Source organism: Sphingomonas sp. J344, assembly GCF_024700005.1.
Classification (GTDB): domain Bacteria; phylum Pseudomonadota; class Alphaproteobacteria; order Sphingomonadales; family Sphingomonadaceae; genus Sphingomonas.
In genome coordinates this window covers 2948783-2967680 of the sequence record NZ_JAJONB010000001.1, presented here as the reverse complement: position 1 = coordinate 2967680, position 18898 = coordinate 2948783, and the positions used below count along the sequence as shown (strand labels likewise).

Genomic DNA, 18898 nt, shown 5'->3' with positions numbered 1-18898 from the left:
GCCCTTCCCCTTCATGCCGCGTCGATCTCGCGATAGGCGGCGATCAGCCGATCTTCGCCAGCGCGGCCTTCAACCGAATTGCCGTGCTCCATGCCGATGACGCCCGCGAACTTCTTTGCGCGCAGCCAGCGAACGATGTTGCGATAGTTGATTTCGCCGGTGCCCGGCTCCTTGCGGCCAGGATTGTCGCCGAACTGGAGATAGGCGATCTCGCTCCAGCAACTGTCCATGGTGCGGATGAGATGTCCGGCCTGGATCTGCTCATGATAGAGGTCGGCGAGGATCTTCACCGCCGGGCTGTCGACCCCGCGCGCGATGGCATAGCCCTGGGGCACCGTCTGCAGGAACACGCCGGGATGGTCGACGAGGGTATTGAGCGGTTCCATCACCATCACCAACCCGTGCGGGGCGACAATGTCGGCGGCACGGCGCATCGTGTCGATCACCCGGCCCGTCTGGATGTCGATCGGCACGCGGCGGTCGAGAAAGCCTGGGACGACCGTCATCCACTTCGCATTGAGGCGCTTGGCGACGTCGATCGACGCGCGGATATCAGCGAGAAACGCCGTGCGATCGCCATCGTCATTCGCCCCGAGCACCGGTCGCGACTGCGCCCATTTGGGCATCGACGCGACGAACACGCCCATCGTCATGCCGCGCTGGTGCAGCACCCTGGCCATCGCGGTTTGCTCTTCGACGGGGCGAGCGGCGGCCTCGTTATCCTCCCAGGCGGTAAAGCCCTGATCGGCGGCAAAGGCGATCTGCTCCAGCCGACTGCCCCGACTCCTGAAGCTACCCTCATGCGGCGCATAGCCGAGCGAGAAGCGCGGCGCATTCGATTGCGTCGCGGCGTGCGCCATCGCCGCCGCACCCGCCGTGGCGGCACCGGCGGCGAGGACGGAGCGCCGCGTCAACTTCACGCCGCTTCACCCGCTAGCTGTGCGCGCGACTTGCCGCGTTCGCGCAGCCAGATGAAGCCGAACACAACGAGCAGGATCGCGGGTAGGATCGCGAGCTTCTGGAACGACACCGAAGCCGCCGCATCTTCGACCGCCAGCTTGGCTGCACCCGTCAGCGCGGCGAATGCCTCCGGCCCGCCCGCGAACTCGATCTTCGCCTGGTCGAACATCGCGCCCAGCTGCGGCAGCACGAAGAAGCTGGCGAGCGCGCCGGCCGATCCGACCAGCCCCATCGCCCACGCCCCGCCGCGCGGATAGCGTTCCGCGACCGAGGCGAGCATCGTCGGCCACATCACGCATACGCCCAGGCCCCAGACGGTAGAGGCGATGATCGCGGCAACCGGCGACTGCGCCTGCGACAGCATGAACAGCCCGATGCCGGCGAGCAAGCTCGACACCCACAGCAGGCCGGGGTTGGAGATCCTGTTCGCCAGCCGCCCCGCGAAATGGCGGAACACGAACATCAGCGCGTTGACGTACACCAGCAGCAGGATGCCGCGCATGCCGACGCGGTTGGACAGGGCGACGTCGATCCACTGGCCGGGCGCGAGTTCGGACGCGGCGGTCAGGAACATCGCGCCGAACCAGATGAAGAAGCTCGGGCGGCGAAACACCTCGCCGATCATCTGGCCGAAGGTCACGCCGCTTTCGCTGCGCAGCGGCGGCGGGAAATTTGTGGTTGCCGCCATCAGGATCGTCGCGGCCGCCGGAATCATCACCAGCGCCATGATCCCCTGCCAGGACAGGGTAGCCGACAGGAAGAAACCGGCCAGGCCACCGATGATGATGCCGCCGGGGAACCAGGCGTGGAGCACATTGAGCCGGTGGGTCGCGTCATCGGGATAGAGTTGCGTCGTCAGCGGGTTGATCGCCGCCTCTGTCAGTCCCCAGCCGATCCCGCTGAGCAGCATCCCGACCCACACGATCGTGTAGATCGTCATGCCGGTCGCCAGATGGCCCGCGGTGACGATCAGCAGCGGCCCGGCGAAGAAGCACAGCCCGGCAGCGACCAGGCAGCGCTTCATGCCGATCTGGTCGAGAAATGCGCTCGCGACGAACAGGGTGATTGCAAAGCTCAGGAATGCCGCGCCCAGGGCGGCGGCGATCAGCTCACCCGCTTGCAACGGCGCGACCGGATCGATCCACTCCGCCTTGAGCCCGCTGGCGATGGCGCCGCGAATGGCGAGCCCCGCCGCCGCGGTAAAAAGCGCCAATATGCCCAGCCAGAACAGCCGCCCCTTATGATATCTCTCGGCCATCGCTGCATCCCCCCTTTTGTATTTATGCCAGCCCCAGCATCGCCCGGTTGAGCCCCGGATCGCTGCCACCGGCGAAATCGTCGAATGCCTTGTCCGCCTTGCGGATCATGTGCGCGGCGATGAACGGTGCGCCTTCGCGCGCCGTCCTCGGGATGCTTGAGGCAGCTTTCCCGTTCGAGCGCCGCCCAGCAGGCATAGCCACATTGCGTGAGTTCCGAAAAGATTCCGCCGAAATCGACCTGTCCGTCGCCAAGCGACCGACACAACCGGCCTCCGCCATCCAGCGCGCGGCGGAGGGCAAGGTGTCGAACGGCGCAGCATCGCCCATAAACTGTGCGAGGAAAACCGCCGGACCCCTCATGACATCTCCCCCACAGGCACAGCTATTTTGTTTCGGCCTTCAGATAGGCGATCAGCGCGGCCCGACGCGCGGGATCGGCCACCTTCATCACCATCCGCGACCCGGGCACCTTCGTGGTGGGGGCGGCGAGATATTGGTCGAGGGTCTTCGCATCCCAGACAATGCCGGATTGCTTGAGCGCGGGGCTGTAATTAAACCCGGGAGCCGATCCCGCCTTCCGCCCGAACAGCTTGTTGAGATTGGGACCCATCACGCTCTTCCCGCCTGGGGCAAGCGTATGGCAGGCGCGGCACGCGGCAAATGCCTGAGCGCCATCCTGGACTGGACGCGCACGCACGCTCGGAGAACCGGCCGTTAGCGCTACCACGCCACATATTACCGCCACGAGGGGCAGTGCGATGAGAGATTTCACTATCCCCTCCGAGTGTGACAACCAGTCGGCTGACATCGTTGACAGTATCTAAGCGGTTGCCGGTGCCGAGCGCAAGCCTGACGCGCACGGTTCACCGAAATCTATGGGGGAGAAAGCTTTGGGGACCACATTTCCACAGATTTCGCCAATCTGTACCGCAATCTCGCCCGATCGGTACGAGACCAGGCATCGCCACGCCTCCGCGAGACGCGGACGGGCTGCGTACCGTGGTTCGTCGACGCGATGATCGAGAATCATCGCGGTGCGCAGAAATGGACTTCGCTGGAGCCGCTCTGACCCCGGCCCTTGGACAAGTGCATATCGAAGCCCGCTGGCGCGCATCGCTCTCTTGTCTTAGGTCGCCCGCCCAACCATCTGAAACGGAGCCGCGAATGACCCCATCCGCTTTGATCGTCCCAACCTATGGCCAGATGCTGCGCGCACTTTCGGCGTGGCTCGCCAAGGCCGAGGAGCAGGGCTGCGTCACTGAAGCGCTGATGGCGGCACGGCTGGCACCGGACATGTTTCCGCTGGCGACGCAGATCCGCTTTGCCTGTGTCCAGGCACAGGAAGGCGTGTACCGTCTGCGCGGCGAGGCATTTCCCGCGTCGCTCTCCGAACTGCTCGATGAAGGCCGCAACGGGGGCGAACATCCCGGCACCATTGCCGATGCGCGGGCGCGGATTGGTGAGACGCTGGCGCTGCTGGAGCAAGTCGGCAGCGATATGCCCGATATCGACCCCGGCGCCCCCCATCGCCCATGCGCTGCCCCAGGGGATGGTGTTCGACCTGACCGCCGAGCAGTTCGTCCGCGACTGGGCGCTGCCGCAATTCTATTTCCACCTGATGACCGCTTATGCGATCCTGCGCGCGCAGGGAGTAGAGTTGGGCAAGGTCGATTATGTCGCACACATGTTCCGCTTCCTGCGCCCGGAAACGATATAAAGAATTCTTTATATAATGCTTGCGGGCGCCTCGAACCGGTCCTAAAGACCCGCTCGAAGCATGGGGGCGACCCCGCGCTTCATGATCGCGCCGGTGCCCCGCAAGGGGCTTAAACGGGAATGCGGTGCGGGCGGTTTTTCGCCCAATTCCGTGGCTGTCCCTGCAACTGTAAGCGGCGAGCGCGATGCACTGGTTCCCCTTCGAGGGAACAGCCACTGGACAATCGTCCGGGAAGGCCGTGCATCCTGCCCTGACCCGCGAGCCAGGAGACCTGCCGGCGCATGGTCGCTCTTGCCTTGGTCCAGGGAATGGCCACGGCACGGTCCTCCGTCTGAGCGACGAACCTAGCGGCGGGGGCCGCTGCGGTGTCGTGCGTCAGGCGATCATGCGCCCGTTTGATGCATTGACGCCCGTCATCCGCCTGCGGATGGCCAGGCCCCTGCCCTCGTTGCTCGGCGCCGGGGGATGTCCCATGTTGAAGTTGCTGTCCGTTTCCACGCTCGCCATCGCTGCGGCGTCGCCCGCCATTGCGGGCGAAACCGCCGTCGCCGAAGTCTCGAGCGAGACCGTCGTCGTCACTGCCTCGCGCTCCGGCGAGGCCGTTCCCATCGAGCAGATCGGCGGATCGGCCACCGTCATCGACGCGCAAGCGCTGGAACAGCGTCAGACACGCAACCTGTCCGATGTGCTGCGGGACGTACCGGGCGTGGCGGTCAGCCGCCAGATCGGCGGGCTGACGCAGATCCGCATTCGCGGGACCGAGGGCAATCATGTCCTGACCCTGATCGACGGGATCGAGGTATCCGACCCGTTCCAGGGCGAGTTCGACTATAGCGGCGTACTGGCCGACAGCGCCGCGCGGGTCGAGGTGCTGCGCGGTCAGCAATCCTCGCTCTATGGGTCCGACGCGATCGGCGGCGTGATCCATTATCTGACGCTGTCGGGTCGCGAGGCACCGGGGTTCAGCGCGCGGATCGAGGGCGGGTCGTTCGGCACCGTCAGCGCGGCGGCACGCGCCGCGGGTGCTTCGGGCAGTTTCGACTATGCGCTGTCGGCAACGGGCTTCATCACCGACGGCACCCCGACGGCGCGCGCCGGCACCCGCAACATCGGGTCGAAAAGCGCAGCGCTGAGCGGGAAGTTCAACTGGACTCCGTCGGACAGCTTCACGCTGACCGGAGTGCTGCGCTACAGCGTGACCGACGCGGATGCCAACAACAGCGACGGGAACCCCGCCAGCCCGACCTTTGGCTATACGATCGACAGCCCCGGCGTGCATTACCGCAACCGTGGCCTTTACGGTCTGCTCAGCGCACAGTTCAGCGCACTAGACGGGCGCTGGACCACGACGCTCTCCGGCCAGTTCGCAGATACCGAGCGGACGATGTTTCGCGCCAATGACGTCGTCGATTTCGGCAATACCGGCCAGCGCTACAAGGGCTCGCTGGTGTCGAGCCTGCGCTTCGGCAGCGACGCGGTCACCCACCGGCTGACCGGCGCGGTCGATCTGGAGCGTGAGGAGTTCCGCAATACCACTCCCGGCACCGGATCGCCGTGGGATGCCTTCACCGGCAAGCGGACCACCGATAATCTCGGACTGGTCGCGCAATATGAACTGACTGCGGGCGATTTCGCAGCAAGTGGCTCGATCCGTCACGACGACAATAACCGCTTCGACGACGCGACAACCTGGCGTGTACAGGGCAGCTATCGCCTGCCCACCGACACGCGCGTGCGCGTCGCTTATGGCACCGGGGTCAAGAATCCCGGCTATTACGAGCTCTATGGCTTCTCTGACGGTGTCTATATCGGCAACCCGAACCTGAAGCCGGAAAAGTCGGAAGGCTGGGAAGCGGGCATCGAGCAAACGCTCGCGGACGATACGGTGACGTTCGGCGCGACCTATTTCGACTCGACGCTCGAGGACGAGATCTACACCACCTACCCCGCCCCCGACCTTCGTCGCGACGCCAGCCAACCGCACGACCCTGTCCAAGCAGCATGGCGTCGAGCTGTTCCTCAGCGCACGCCCGATCCCGCAGCTGCGGTTCGACGCGAGCTACACGCATCTCAATGCGGAAGAGAGTGGCGTCGAGGAAGTGCGGCGGCCGGGCGACATCGCCAGCTTCAACGCGACCTACACCAGCAGCGACGAGCGGCTTTCGACCACGCTGACGGTACGGCATAACGGGCGGATGACCGATATCGCCTTCACCGACCCCAGCTATACCCCGGTGCGCGTATCGCTGAAGCCGTTCACGCTGGTGAATTTCAACGTCGCGTTCGAGGTGGTAGAGAAGGTCCAGCTGTTCGGGCGGGTCGAGAACCTGTTCGACGTCGATTACGAAGAGGTGTTCAGCTTCGCGACGCCGGGCGTCGGCGCGTTCGCCGGGGTGCGGGTCAAGCTGTGATGCGGCGCGCCGGCATCGCGCTGGCGATCGCGGGGATGACGCTGCCGGTTTCGGCCGGCAGCGCGCCTCCACCCGTGGCCGGTGCGAAGCCCGCACTGCCAATGCGCGTCATGTCGATCAACCAGTGCACCGACCAGCTGGTGCTGATGCTGCTCCCGCCCGAGCGGATCGCGTCGGTCACCTGGCTGTCGCGCGATCCGCTACTGTCGCTGATGTCGGCGCGCGCGCGCGGCATCGCGGTCAATCGCGGCGAGATCGAGGATGTGGTACGGCAACAGCCCGATCTGATTGTCGCCGACAGCTTTGGGTCGGCGGCGACCCGCGCTGCACTGCGCCGCTTCGGCTTTCCGATGATCGAGGTGGCACAACCGCAGAGCCTGGACGAGATCCGCGCCACGGTGCGCGCGCTGGCCGCGCGGCTGGGGACGGTTGCGCGGGGCGAGGCGCTGATCGCGGGCATGGATGCGCGGCTGGCCGAGCTGTCGCGCCGTCCCGCGCTTAACCTGCGCGTCGCGTCGTGGAGCGGCGACGGCCTCTCGCGCGGGGAGGGCGCGCTGTACGACGCGGTGCTCGACGCGGCGGGTGCGCGCAACGCGGCGAAGGAGGGTGTCGCGGGCACCGATGTCGAGGCGTTGCTGGCGCTCAACCCCGATATCCTCGTCGCGCCGGTCGGCGGCGTGGTCGGCCAGAGCCTGCGCGACCGCGTTGCGCGGCATCCGCTGGTCCGCAAGCAATGGGCCGGGCGACAGGTCGGGGTCAGCCCGCGCGCCTATATCTGCGGCACGCCGCTGATCGCCGAGGCGGCGGCGGAGCTGCGCGGTCAGCTTGAAACGGCAAACCGGCAGAGGGCGACCCGATGAGCGGGCGGTTGCTGATCCCTGTTCTGGCGCTGGTGACGCTCGCACTTGGCCTGACCTCGCTCGGCATCGGCACGCTGGGGCTGGATTATGCCGGATGGCTGGGGGGCGAGGCCAGCGGGACCGCGCGGCTGACCGGGGTGGTCATCACCGAAATCCGGCTGCCGCGCATGCTGCTCGGCGTGCTGACCGGGGCGATCCTCGGCCTGTCGGGCGCGGTGTTGCAGGGGTTGCTGCGAAATCCGCTGGCCGAACCGGGGCTGCTCGGCATTTCGGGCGGCGCGTCGCTCGGTGCGGTGATTGCGATCTATTACGGGCTGGCTGCGGTCGCGCCGCTCGCCGCGCCGCTGGCGGGGCTGGCCGGAGCGATGGCGGCGGGGTTTGCGGCGCTGCTGCTCGCGCGTGGCGGCGGAACGCTGGCGCTGATCCTTGCGGGAGCTGCGATTTCCAGCCTTGCCGGTGCGGGGATCAGCCTCGCGCTCAACCTCGCGCCCAATCCCTATGCCGCCTATGAAATCATGACCTGGCTGATGGGTTCGCTCGCCAATCGCGGGTGGGAGGAGATCACGCTCGCCGCGCCGTTGATCCTGCTCGGCGCGGGCGCTCTGCTCGCTACCGCGCGGTCGCTCGACGCGCTCGCGCTGGGCGAGGTGCAGGCGGAGAGCCTGGGCGTCGATGTGCGCCGCACCCGGTTGCTGGCGCTCGCCGGGACCGGGCTTGGCGTCGGCGCAGCGACAGCAGTCGTCGGCACGATCGGGTTCATCGGGCTGGTCGCGCCGCATCTGGTACGCCCGTTCGTCGGGCATCGACCCGGCGCGACACTGGTTCCGGCGGCGCTGGCAGGGGCGGCGTTGCTGACCGCCGCCGATATCGCCACGCGGCTGATCCGGCTCGACAGCCCGATCCATCTGGGCGTGTTCACCGCACTGGTCGGGGCACCCTTCTTCCTGTGGCTGGTGCTGCGCATGCGGAGCCGGACGCCATGACCGCGCTGACCCTTGAGGCGATCACATTGAGGCGCGGCGGGCGGCTGGTGCTCGACAGGATCGAGGCCCGCTTCGCGGCGGGGCGTCTGACCGCCGTGATTGGCCCCAATGGCGCGGGCAAGTCCAGCCTGCTCGAGGTGGCGGCGGGATTGCTCGCGCCCGAAAGCGGCAGTGTTCGGCTGGGCGACACCCCCCTGCCCGCGTTGCGGCGGCAGGATCTGGCGCGACGGCGGGCCTACCTTCCCCAGCGCGTCGGCGTGGATTGGCCGATCAGCGTCGAGCGGGTGGTCGCGCTTGGCCTGCTCCCGCAGTTGCCCGCATTCGGCGGGCTGCCCGTCGCGCTGCTCCCGGCGATCGAGCGTGCGCTGGCCGAATGCGACCTGCTCGCCCTGCGCGACCGACCCGCCACCGACCTGTCGGGCGGCGAGCTGGCCCGCGTGCTGCTCGCCCGCGCGATCGTCGGCGATCCCGAAGTGCTGATCGTCGACGAACCGACCGCCGATCTCGACCCGCGTCACGCGATCGACGCCGCGCGGCGACTGCGCGCGCGGGCCGATGCGGGGCGGACGGTGGTGATGGCGATCCACGATATCGACCTCGCGCTGCGCATCGCCGACGATGTCGTCGCGGTGCGCGACGGGCGCATCCTCGCCGCCGGGCCCGCCGAAGCGGTGATGACCGAGGCGATGCTGGCCGAGCTGTACGATGTCCGCGTGCGGATCGTCCGCGATGCCGATGGCGCGGCGATCCGCTTTCTCGACTAACCCCGCAGCGTCTGGACCAGCACCCACACGCCGATCGCGAGGAACAGCGAAGCCGCGATGATCCGGACGGTGCGCATCGGAACGCGCTTCACCAGTTCGTTGCCGAGATAGACCGCGGGGACGTTCGCCAGCATCATGCCCAGCGTCGTTCCCGCCGTGACCCAGCCGACCTCGGCAAAGCGCGCGCCGAGCGCGACGGTCGCGATCTGGGTCTTGTCGCCCATCTCGACGATGAAGAAGGCGATGGTGGTGGTGAGGAACGCGCCGAAGCGCGCGGGCTTGTCCTCGAGATCGTCGATCTTGTCGGGGACCAGGGTCCACGCCGCCATCGCGATGAAGGACGCGGCGATCAGGTAGCGGAACCATGCCCCCTCCAGCAGCGCCGCGGCCTGTTGCCCCACAAGCGCCGCGAGGAAATGGTTGGCGAGCGTCGCGACGAGGATGCCGGCGACGATCGGCAATGGCCGCTTGAACCGCGTCGCGAGCAAGATCGCGAGCAACTGCGTCTTGTCGCCGATTTCGGCGAGCGCGACCACGGCGGTGGAGGTGAGGAAGGGTTCCACGACAAGTCTCCGGGCCGGGCGGATGCGAATTCCAACGACACCACGCCCCTCCGCCCAGCCCGGACGGAAAGCATGGCGCCATTGGTCTCGCCCGAACGCCGCGTGATGCGGCAGCTCCCTTCGCGCCATGGTCTCTCGACCAAGTATGTTGACGCGGAGGCCCGTCCGAAGACGGCTGGCTACTCCCCAGATGACTGCGGCGGGCCGTAGCGCATGCTGCGCCGCAGCGCAAGTTGCGTCGCCCGGCCGTGTCATGGCATACATACCGCAACCACGAAAACATGGAGAGGATCATGGCCACCGCCACTGCCGACCGCCCCCGCGTCGTTTCCGATGTCGAATGGGAGGCGCGCCAGCAGCTCGCCGCCGCTTATCGCGTGTTCGACATGCTCGGTTGGTCCGAGATGATCTACAACCATATCACGCTGAAGGTGCCGGGCGAGGATCACGCGTTCCTGATCAACCCGTTCGGGCTGCATTTCAGCGAGGTGAAGGCGTCGAACCTGGTCAAGATCGACATCGACGGCAACAAGCTCGACGACAGCCCCTATCCGGTCAATCGCGCGGGGTTCGTCCAGCATGCGGTGTTCCATCGCAACCTGCCCGATGTGCATTGCATCATGCACACCCACACGACGGCGGGGATGGCGGTGAGCAGCCTGGAGGGCGGGTTGCAGCCGATCAATTTCTACGCGTGCAACTTCGCCGGGCAGATCGCCTATCATGATTTCGAGGGCGTGACGGTGCGCGACGAGGAGGGCGAACGGCTGGTCGCCAATCTGGGCGACAAGCGCATGCTGCTGCTGCGCAACCACGGCATCGTCGCTATGGGGCGGACGCTGCCCGAGGCTTTCATCAAGCATTGGTCGCTGCAACGCGCGTGCGAGATCCAGCTGGCAACTTTGTCCATGGGCAAGCCGCTGACCGTGCCGCCGGAGGTGGTCGCGGTGCACCAGCGCGACCTGCATCTGGCGCAGGTTCCGGGCGGGCCGGGCGCGGCGGACTTTGCGGCGATGGTGCGGCTGGTGGATCGGGTGGATACCAGCTGGCGCGAATAGGCGACGTGTGTGAACATTGGCTTTTCCGGTTCGTTTGCACGGATTCATTTTAGCCAAATAGGTTCCTGTGGGAAACATGCAGGGCTGTAACGCGCAGTTTTCTGCGGGTTTTAGGGGAATGTGGGCGTGGCGCGTGCGACGCTTCCGGGGCTTTGCCAGCCGAGGTCGGCGCGGGGCGAGCGGGATCGCGATGAGAACATGTCGCGGGTTAGCGCGCCGTGGGTCTTGCGCGCGGTGTGGCGTTTGCCGGAGGGGAATGTCCCAGAAGGCATGAGCTTTGATCAATCCTCCCCGGAACGGGGAGGTGGCAGCGCGTAGCGCTGACGGAGGGGCCCCGAGGCACCGGATTCCATTGCCTCGGGCCCCCCTCCACCATCCTTCGGATGGTCCCCCTCCCCCGTTCCGGGGAGGATTTTCTAGACCTTCACCACCTTCGCCAGCAGCGCATCGACCTGCACCTGCGCGCCGGGAGTTGCACTCAGCGTCTCTACCACGCCGTCGAACGGGGCGAGCAGCGCCTGTTCCATCTTCATCGCCTCCAGCACCAGCAGCTTCTGGCCCGCAGTGACGGTCTGGCCCTCGGTCACCTCGACCGAGACGATGCGGCCGGGCATCGGGGCGAGGATCGCGCCGTCGCCGGCGGCACCCCCTGCTCCGCCTTCGGTGCGGTCGGCGGTGACGCGGAAGGTTGCGCCTTCGAACACCAGCAGCGCCGCGCCGTCATTGGGGTGGAGGTGGAAGTGCGCGAAGGACTCGCCACCATCGATGTCGAACGCCACCCGCGCCCCGTTGACGCTGACCGCGCGCCGGGTCTCGGCGGTGCGATTGAGGCGGAAGCCCTCCAATCCGCGCGCGATGAGATAGGTGTCGGAGGACGGGTCGCTGTCGAGCCAGGACAGCGCGCGGGTCAGGTCCGCCGCGCCCGGGAGCGGGTCGATCAGCAGCGCTTCGCCGCGCCGTTCGATCAGACCGGTATCGAGCTGTGCCGCACGGAAATCCATGTCGTCGAGGAGGCGGTGGAGGAAGCCGGCATTGGTCCGGACCGGCCACACGGTCAGGTAGTTCAATTCGGTGCGCAGCCGCGCGATCGCATGCTCGCGCGTGTCGTCATGACTGATCAGCTTGGCGATCATCGGGTCGTAGAATGGCGAGATGGTCGATCCCGCCTCCACCCCGGTATCGACGCGCGCGTCGCCGTGGAAATCGAGGACTTCGAGCTTCCCCGTGCTCGGCAGGAACCCCTTGGCCGGGTCCTCGGCATAGAGCCGCGCTTCAATCGCGTGGCCGTTGATCGCGAGTTCCTCCTGCCGCAGCGGGAGCGGCTCTCCGCTCGCGACGCGCAATTGCCACTCGACCAGATCGACCCCGGTGATCGCCTCGGTCACCGGATGTTCGACCTGAAGCCGCGTGTTCATTTCCATGAACCAGATGCGGTCGGCGTGCAGGCCCTGCGACGCGTCGGCGATGAACTCGATCGTGCCGGCGCCGACATAGTTGACCGCGCGGGCGGCCTTTACCGCGGCGTCGCACACGGCGAAGCGGGTGGCGTTGTCCATGCCGGGCGCGGGGGCTTCCTCGATCACTTTCTGGTGGCGGCGCTGCATCGAACAGTCGCGTTCGAACAGGTGGACGATGTTGCCATGGCTGTCGCCGAACACCTGCACCTCGATATGGCGCGGGGCGAGGATGTATTTTTCGATCAGCACCTGGGTGTTGCCGAACGAGGACGCCGCCTCACGCTGGCAACTGGCGAGCGCGTCGGCGAAGTCGGCGGCGGCGTCGACGCGGCGCATCCCCTTGCCCCCCGCCGCCCGCGACCGCCTTGATGAGCACGGGGTAGCCGATGCGGTCGGCTTCGGCTTGCAGGCGATCGGGCGACTGGTCTTCGCCGAGATAGCCCGGCGTGACGGGGACGCGGGCGTCCTGCATCAGCTTCTTGGCCGCGTCCTTGAGGCCCATGGCGCGGATGCTGTCGGGGTTGGGGCCGACCCAGATGAGGCCGGCGGCCTGGACGGCCTCGGCGAACTCCGCATTTTCGGAGAGGAAGCCGTAGCCGGGGTGGATGGCTTCGGCGCCGGTCTGTTTGGCCGCCGCGATGATGCGCTCGCCGATCAGGTAGGAGTCGCGGGCGGGGGACGCGCCGATGTGCACCGCCTCGTCCGCGCTGCGGACGTGGAGCGCGTTGGCGTCGGCGTCGGAATAGACCGCGACGGTGCGGATGCCGAGTTGCCGCGCGGTGCGGATGATGCGGCACGCGATCTCGCCACGGTTGGCGATGAGGAGGGATTGGATCATGGGTGCACCTGCTTCCACACGACATCGTGTGAGGATTTTCGATCTTTGAGGTAGGCGGTCATCACGCGGACGACAGTGTCGACATCGACATTGGGCTCGGCGCGATAGTGCTGCTGGCTCGATCCACGGCGCTCCTCCAACAGATAAGCGCCACCTTCCTTCAAACTCTGCATGTAAATTTCATCGCCGAATGCGACGATCACGAACTGATATTCCGACAGCTCCAGAAGGGCCTCGCGCACGTCATATTGTGAAGGCGAGACGGCTCGATCTTCTCCATCAACGATCAGCGTCGCGCCCGGCATGGGGGTACGATCAAAACTCCGGTCCTCGCGCTCAAGCTCGCTCGCTCGCACTGCCCGCCGGAGCACATGCACCAGCGGATCGGCATCCTTTCGGAAAATATGGTTGAGCCAGCCCAGTCCGTACATCGTCACCAAGGCGACGAGGCTGAGCGCGAACAGCCCCGCCCCGCCGCTTACGGCGAGATCAATGGCACCGATCAGCGTCGCAATCGTGGCCACGCTACCTAAGACGAGAAGCGCCACGATGTTCAAACCGGCGTTTCCGATGATCTCAACGCCAGTGTTGTTGCGCTTGAGAAGCGCAAGGACCGCAGGGGGTGAGCCAAACCAACCACTTTGGGCATAGAGAATTGGCCCAATCGTGAACCCGACCAATGCGTCGGGGTTACGCACGCCTTTCTTCATCGCATTGCGGAGCGCAACGCGCGCCACATCGACCTGAAGCGGCGAACGGATATGCACCCGCTGTCCAAGCGGGAGCCATCCCATCACATCCGAAACACGCCAACGCGTGTCCCCTCCACCATGCTGCGCATGGTCCCCCTCCCTGGTCCGGGGAGGATTTGCGGGGTGCGAGGATGGCACCCGTTCTCGCCGTATTTGGCGGTTAGGAGGGATTGGATCATCCCGGAAAAGCCTTTTGATTTAGCGGCATGTCCAGCAATCGCTGGCCTGCTTCGGTCCAAGTTGCGGAGCGCGCGTGGCCGTCGATCAAGCCGAAGGCGGCCAGGACTTTGAACGCTTCTTCGCCCGCCCCCCATGCACTGATTATCCAGAACGCCTGTGTCGAAGTTCTCGAGATACTGGCCCGCCATCAACGCGAGCGCGAACAACATGTGGCGCTCGCGCTCGGTCAACGTCGAGAGGTCGTCGGTCATCGTCACATCCGGAACACGCCGAAGCGTGTCCCCTCCTCTACCGGCGCATTCAGCGTCGCTGCGAACGCCAGGCCGAGCACGTCGCGGGTCTGCGCAGGGTCGATGATGCCGTCGTCCCACAAGCGCGCCGTCGCGTGCCACGGGTTGCCTTGCGCTTCGTAATCGTCGCGGATCGGTTGCTTGAAAGCTTCGGCCTGTTCGGGCGTCCAGTTGGCGGCGTCGCGGTGGACCGTCGCCAGCACGCTGGCGGCCTGTTCTCCGCCCATCACGCTGATGCGGCTGTTGGGCCAGCTGAACAGGAAGCGGGGGCTGTAGGCTCTCCCGCACATGCCGTAGTTGCCGGCGCCGAAAGACCCGCCGATCAGGACGGTGATCTTGGGCACGCTCGCGGTCGCCACTGCCGTCACCAGCTTGGCGCCGTGCTTGGCGATGCCCTCCGCCTCGTACTTTCCGCCGACCATGAAGCCGCTGATATTCTGGAGGAACAGCAGCGGGATGCGGCGCTGGCAGGCGAGTTCGATGAAGTGCGCGCCCTTGACCGCGCTTTCGCTGAACAGCACGCCGTTATTGGCGAGGATCGCGACCGGGATGCCCCAGATATGCGCAAAGCCGCAGACGAGGGTGGTGCCGTAGAGCGATTTGAACTCGTGAAACTCGCTGCCGTCGACCAGCCGGGCGATGACTTCATGGACGTCATAGGGCGCGCGGACGTCGGTTGGGACGATGCCGTAGAGCTCCTGCGCGTCGAATTTGGGCGGGCGCGGGTCGCGGAGTTCGATGTCGGGTTTGCGGTCGGCCGGGAGGTGGCTGACGATGTCGCGGACGATGGTCAGCGCGTGCTCGTCATTGTCGGCGACATGATCGACCACGCCCGATTTGCGGCCGTGCAGGTCGCCGCCGCCCAGATCCTCGGCGCTGATCTCCTCGCCCGTCGCGGCCTTCACCAGTGGCGGGCCGGCGAGGAAGATCGTGCCCTGTTCGCGCACGATGATGCTCTCGTCCGACATTGCGGGGACATAGGCGCCGCCGGCGGTGCAGCTGCCCATGACGCAGGCGATCTGGGGGATGCCCTTGGCGGACATGTTTGCCTGATTGAAGAAGATGCGGCCGAAATGGTCGCGGTCGGGGAAGACTTCGGCCTGATGCGGCAGGTTCGCGCCGCCGCTGTCGACGAGGTAGATGCAGGGCAGCCGATTGGCCTCCGCAATCTCCTGCGCGCGCAGATGCTTCTTGACCGTCATCGGGTAGTAGGTGCCGCCCTTCACCGTCGCATCGTTGCAGACGATCATGCAGGTGCGACCCGAGACGCGGCCGATGCCGGCGATCATGCCGGCGCCCGGAACCTCGCCCTCATACATGTCGCACGCGGCGAGCTGGCCGATCTCGAGGAAGGGCGCGCCGGGGTCGAGCAGGCGTTCGACGCGGTCGCGGGGAGCAGCTTGCCGCGTGCCGTGTGGCGTTCGCGGGACTTTTCGTTGCCGCCCAGTGCCGCCTGCGCGACATCGGCGCGGAGCTTTTCGGCCAGCGCGCGATTGTGCGCGGCGTTGGTGCGGAAGCCTTCGTCCTCGGGCGAGAGGATCGACTTGAGGACCGGGCCGCTCATCTTGCGCGTGCCCGTCCGGTCGCGCAGAGCGGGGCGAAGGGAGTTTTCATGGCGACTATCCTGCTGCTGATCGCGTCGAATGTGTTCATGACGATCGCCTGGTACTGGCATCTCGGCAAAGGCGGGCTGGAGAAGCCGTTGCTGACCGTGATCCTGATCTCATGGCTGGTCGCCGGGGTCGAATATTGCTTTGCGGTGCCGGCGAACCGGGTCGGTTTCCTGGCCGGATGGACGCCGGGCCAGCTCAAGATCGCGCAGGAGGCGATCGCGCTCACCGTGTTCGGCGTGTTCATGGTCGCGGTGCTGGGCGAGGCGCTGCACTGGCGCCATTTCGCGGCGTTCGCGTGCATCATGGCGGGGGTCGCGTTCCTGTTCGTCGGGAAATAGGTCATCAAACGCCCGTCGGCGGCGTGTAGAACACCCCTGCCCCCGGCCCGAGCGGCAGATCGAGCGCGACCCAGGCGACCACCATCGAAATGCCGAGCGCCATGAAGGTCAGCGCATAGGGCAGCATCAGCGCGAGCAGCGATCCCACCCCGAACGACCCGTCCCAGCGGCGCGCAAAGGCGAGGATCAGCGGAAAATAGCTCATCAACGGGGTCATGATGTTGGTGTAGCTGTCGCCCATGCGATAGGCGGCGGTGGTCATTTCCGGGCTGATGCCGAGCAGCATGAACATCGGGACGACGACCGGCGCGAGCGCGCTCCATTTGGCGCTGGCCGAACCGATGAACAGGTCGAGGAAGGACGAGAGCAGCAGCACGCTGACGAGCAGGATCGGCGCGGGGAGCGCGAAGGTCTGCAGCGCCTCTGCCCCGTTGATCGCGATGATCGGGCCGACATTGGACCAGTTGAACATCGCCACGAAATGCGCGGCGAAGAACACGAAGACGATATAGGGGGCGAGGCTGGCGATGCCTTCGCGCATCATCCGGGTGACGTCGTCGGCGGACTTGATCGATCCGGTGGCGCTGCCGAACGCGATGCCGCAGCTGACGAACATCAGGAAGAAACCGGCGATCAGCGCGCCGTAAAAGGGCTGAAGCTGCGCCGTCCCCTCGGCCTTTTCGTTGATCAGCGGAGTATAGCCCGGGGCGAGCGTGAGCACGAGATAGAGCGCGACGATCGCCAACGCGGCGAGGCCCGCGCGGCGCAGGCCGCGGCGTTCGTCGGCGGTGACTTCGGAGCGTTCGAGTTCGGCCTCGATCTCCGCATCCGCGCCACCGCCCCATTTGCCCAGGCGCGGTTCCACCACCTTGTCGGTGATGAACCACACCGCGGGGGTGAAAACGATGACGATCGACAGGATGAACCACCAGTTGCCGACCGGGTTCATCGTCCAGCCCGGCTCGACGATCCGCGCCGCCTCTTGCGTGAAGCCGAACAGCAGCACGTCGATCTGCCCCGGCGTGATATTGCCGGCATAGCCACCCGACACTGCGCCGAATGCAGCAGCGAGGCCCGCGACGGGGTGGCGCCCGGCGGCGGCGAAGACGATCGCGGCGAGCGGGATGAACACGACATAGGCGGCGTCGGAGGCGTGGTGCGACACCATGCCGATGATCGCCACGATCGGGGTCAGGATCGAACGCGGCGCATTGGCGAGGCTGGCGCGGATCAGGGCGGAGAACATGCCCGACCGCTCCGCCACCGCCGCGCCGAGCATGATGACGAGGATCAGGCCCAATGGCGCGAAGCCGCTCATCGTGCGCGGCATATCGACCAGCAGCCGACCGATATTGGCTTCGGAGAACAGGCTGGTCGCGGTGTAGGTGAGGACGCCGTTTTCCAGCGTCGCGCCGGTCGGCGCTTCCTCACCGGTATAGTTGAGCGATGCCGACCATCCGGCCCAGTCGCCGATCGCGCTGACGAACATCAGCGCGACGATGAGATAGACGAAGATCATCGTCGGTTCGGGCAGCATGTTGCCCGCGCGTTCGACAAAGCCCAGGAAACCGCGCTGGCGGCGGCTTACCTCATCCGTTGGTGCGGCGATTTCAGTCATACGGCTCCCACAAGCTCCCGTCCGATCAGCATGCGGCGAATTTCATTCGTCCCCGCGCCGATGTCCAGCAGCTTGGCGTCGCGCAGGAAGCGCTCGACCGGCCAGTCCTTGGTATAGCCCGCGCCGCCCAGCGCCTGCACCGCCTCGCCCGCGACCTTGAAGGCGTTTTCGGAGGCGAGCAGGATCGCGCCGGCGGCATCGAAGCGTGTGGTCTTGCCCGCGTCGCACGCCCGGGCAACGGCATAGACATAGGCGCGGGCGGAATTGAGCGCGACATACATGTCGGCGACCTTGGCCTGCATCAGCTGGAAGCTGCCGATCGCCTGGCCGAACTGCTTGCGCTCGCGCAGATAGGGCAGCACGACGTCGAGGCATGCCTGCATGATGCCGAGCTGAATGCCCGACAGCACGGTGCGCTCGTAGTCGAGGCCCGACATCAGCACGCCGACGCCGCCGTTGAGCGGGCCCATGACATTCTCTTCCGGCACTTCGCAATCGGTGAAGACGAGTTCGGCGGTGGGCGATCCGCGCATCCCCATCTTGTCGATCTTCTGCCCGATCTCGAAGCCCTTCATCCCCTTTTCGATGATGAAGGTGGTGATGCCGCGCGACCCCTCGCCGGTCTTGGCATAGACGACCAGGACATCGGCATAGGCCGCGTTGGTGATCCAGAATTTGGTGCCGTTGAGGATATAGCGGTCGCCCTTGTGCTCCGCGCGCAGCTTCATGCTGACGACGTCCGAGCCCGCGCCGGCTTCGGACATGGCGAGGCTGCCGACATGTTCGCCGCTGATCAGCTTGGGCAGGTATTTCGCCTTCTGCTCGGCGTTGGCCCAGCGGCCGATCTGGTTGACGCACAGGTTGGAGTGCGCGCCGTAGGACAGGCCGATCGAGGCCGAGGCGCGGCTGACTTCCTCACACGCGATGACATGTTCGAGATAGCCGAGGCCGAGGCCGCCATCCTCCTCCGCGATGGTGATGCCGTGCAGGCCGAGTTCGCCCATGGCGGACCAGAGTTCGTCGCGCGGGAACCAGTCATCGGCGTCGATGCGCGCGGCGAGCGGGGCGATCTGCTCGCGCGCGAACCGCTCGGTGGTCTCGCGGATCATGTCGGCGGTTTCGCCCAGCGCGAAATCCATCTGGGGCAGGCTCATACGCTCTCCTCGGGTCTTTTGCGGCCACTCTAGCCGCTGGGAGGCGTGGTGAGAAATTGAAAGGCGACGGGGAACAGCATAGA

Annotated in this window: 17 protein-coding genes, 3 pseudogenes and 2 riboswitches; of the genes and pseudogenes, 8 read left to right on the top strand and 12 right to left on the bottom strand. The window is 66.3% G+C overall.

The window, feature by feature from the left end; genetic code table 11:
• Positions 1-11: 11 nt before the first annotated feature.
• From LRS12_RS15150 to LRS12_RS15135, 4 genes and pseudogenes are all read right to left on the bottom strand, one after another.
• A complete protein-coding gene (locus LRS12_RS15150) occupies positions 12-920 on the bottom strand; it encodes a hydroxypyruvate isomerase family protein (protein WP_257845250.1) in 909 nt (302 codons plus the stop codon).
• Positions 917-2218, bottom strand: coding sequence for a sugar MFS transporter (locus LRS12_RS15145; protein WP_257845249.1), 1302 nt, complete (start codon positions 2216-2218; stop codon positions 917-919). The genes LRS12_RS15150 and LRS12_RS15145 overlap by 4 nt, the downstream gene beginning before the upstream one ends.
• Before the next feature lie 22 nt (positions 2219-2240).
• Positions 2241-2502, bottom strand: a pseudogene (locus LRS12_RS15140) (sugar phosphate isomerase/epimerase); the annotation flags it as partial.
• Between the two features lie 99 nt (positions 2503-2601).
• Positions 2602-3027 (bottom strand): cytochrome c family protein, encoded by a 426-nt coding sequence (locus tag LRS12_RS15135; RefSeq protein ID WP_257845247.1) that lies wholly within the window; start codon positions 3025-3027, stop codon positions 2602-2604.
• A gap of 356 nt (positions 3028-3383) precedes the next feature.
• Between LRS12_RS15135 and LRS12_RS15130 the strand changes: the two are divergent.
• The 6 genes and pseudogenes from LRS12_RS15130 (at position 3384) to LRS12_RS15105 (ending at position 8954) form a co-directional block, all read left to right on the top strand.
• Positions 3384-3936: pseudogene (locus LRS12_RS15130) on the top strand (DUF1993 family protein).
• A gap of 74 nt (positions 3937-4010) precedes the next feature.
• Positions 4011-4230, top strand: a riboswitch (cobalamin riboswitch).
• A gap of 178 nt (positions 4231-4408) precedes the next feature.
• The gene (locus LRS12_RS15125) at positions 4409-6124 is read left to right on the top strand and encodes a TonB-dependent receptor plug domain-containing protein (RefSeq protein WP_374581137.1); all 1716 of its coding nucleotides are present in this window, start codon (positions 4409-4411) and stop codon (positions 6122-6124) included.
• A gap of 7 nt (positions 6125-6131) precedes the next feature.
• Positions 6132-6347, top strand: coding sequence for a hypothetical protein (locus LRS12_RS20415; RefSeq protein ID WP_374581135.1), 216 nt, complete (start codon positions 6132-6134; stop codon positions 6345-6347).
• Positions 6347-7207 (top strand): ABC transporter substrate-binding protein, encoded by an 861-nt coding sequence (locus tag LRS12_RS15115; RefSeq protein WP_257845246.1) that lies wholly within the window; start codon positions 6347-6349, stop codon positions 7205-7207. Before LRS12_RS20415 ends, LRS12_RS15115 begins: the two co-directional genes overlap by 1 nt.
• Positions 7204-8190, top strand: a complete 987-nt coding sequence (locus tag LRS12_RS15110; protein ID WP_257845245.1) for an iron ABC transporter permease — start codon at positions 7204-7206, stop codon at positions 8188-8190. The genes LRS12_RS15115 and LRS12_RS15110 overlap by 4 nt, the downstream gene beginning before the upstream one ends.
• Complete coding sequence (locus tag LRS12_RS15105; RefSeq protein WP_257845244.1) at positions 8187-8954, top strand: ABC transporter ATP-binding protein; 768 nt, start codon at positions 8187-8189, stop codon at positions 8952-8954. Before LRS12_RS15110 ends, LRS12_RS15105 begins: the two co-directional genes overlap by 4 nt.
• On the opposite strand, the gene LRS12_RS15100 is transcribed toward LRS12_RS15105, so the two are convergent.
• On the bottom strand, positions 8951-9517 hold the full coding sequence (locus tag LRS12_RS15100; RefSeq protein ID WP_257845243.1) for a TMEM165/GDT1 family protein: 567 nt from the start codon (positions 9515-9517) through the stop codon (positions 8951-8953). The genes LRS12_RS15105 and LRS12_RS15100 overlap by 4 nt on opposite strands.
• A gap of 67 nt (positions 9518-9584) precedes the next feature.
• A riboswitch (yybP-ykoY riboswitch) is annotated at positions 9585-9718 on the bottom strand.
• Between the two features lie 92 nt (positions 9719-9810).
• Here LRS12_RS15100 and LRS12_RS15095 point away from each other — a divergent pair.
• Entirely contained in the window at positions 9811-10575 is a 765-nt protein-coding gene (locus tag LRS12_RS15095) for a class II aldolase/adducin family protein (protein ID WP_257845242.1), read from the top strand.
• A gap of 416 nt (positions 10576-10991) precedes the next feature.
• Here LRS12_RS15095 and LRS12_RS15090 read toward each other — a convergent pair whose 3' ends face one another.
• The 5 genes and pseudogenes from LRS12_RS15090 to LRS12_RS15075 all read right to left on the bottom strand — a co-directional run bounded on the left by LRS12_RS15090 (position 10992) and on the right by LRS12_RS15075 (position 15656).
• Entirely contained in the window at positions 10992-12368 is a 1377-nt protein-coding gene (locus tag LRS12_RS15090) for a biotin/lipoyl-containing protein (protein ID WP_374581130.1), read from the bottom strand.
• Positions 12310-12870, bottom strand: coding sequence for a biotin carboxylase N-terminal domain-containing protein (locus LRS12_RS20410; protein WP_374581128.1), 561 nt, complete (start codon positions 12868-12870; stop codon positions 12310-12312). The genes LRS12_RS15090 and LRS12_RS20410 overlap by 59 nt, the downstream gene beginning before the upstream one ends.
• The gene (locus LRS12_RS15085; protein ID WP_257845241.1) at positions 12867-13637 is read right to left on the bottom strand and encodes a hypothetical protein; all 771 of its coding nucleotides are present in this window, start codon (positions 13635-13637) and stop codon (positions 12867-12869) included. The genes LRS12_RS20410 and LRS12_RS15085 overlap by 4 nt, the downstream gene beginning before the upstream one ends.
• Before the next feature lie 26 nt (positions 13638-13663).
• On the bottom strand, positions 13664-14053 hold the full coding sequence (locus LRS12_RS15080) for a hypothetical protein (protein WP_257845240.1): 390 nt from the start codon (positions 14051-14053) through the stop codon (positions 13664-13666).
• 2 nt (positions 14054-14055) lie between these two features.
• Positions 14056-15656 (bottom strand): annotated as a pseudogene (locus tag LRS12_RS15075) (carboxyl transferase domain-containing protein).
• A 48-nt stretch (positions 15657-15704) separates the two neighbouring features.
• On the opposite strand from LRS12_RS15075, the gene LRS12_RS15070 reads away from it, so the two are divergent.
• Entirely contained in the window at positions 15705-16043 is a 339-nt protein-coding gene (locus LRS12_RS15070) for a DMT family protein (RefSeq protein ID WP_257845239.1), read from the top strand.
• A gap of 4 nt (positions 16044-16047) precedes the next feature.
• On the opposite strand, the gene LRS12_RS15065 is transcribed toward LRS12_RS15070, so the two are convergent.
• Positions 16048-17661 carry an AbgT family transporter gene (locus tag LRS12_RS15065; RefSeq protein ID WP_257845238.1) on the bottom strand — a complete coding sequence of 538 codons (1614 nt, stop codon included), beginning with the start codon at positions 17659-17661 and terminating at the stop codon, positions 16048-16050.
• Positions 17658-18809 carry an isovaleryl-CoA dehydrogenase gene (locus LRS12_RS15060; protein WP_308223044.1) on the bottom strand — a complete coding sequence of 384 codons (1152 nt, stop codon included), beginning with the start codon at positions 18807-18809 and terminating at the stop codon, positions 17658-17660. The genes LRS12_RS15065 and LRS12_RS15060 overlap by 4 nt, the downstream gene beginning before the upstream one ends.
• Between the last annotated feature and the right edge of the window lie 89 nt (positions 18810-18898).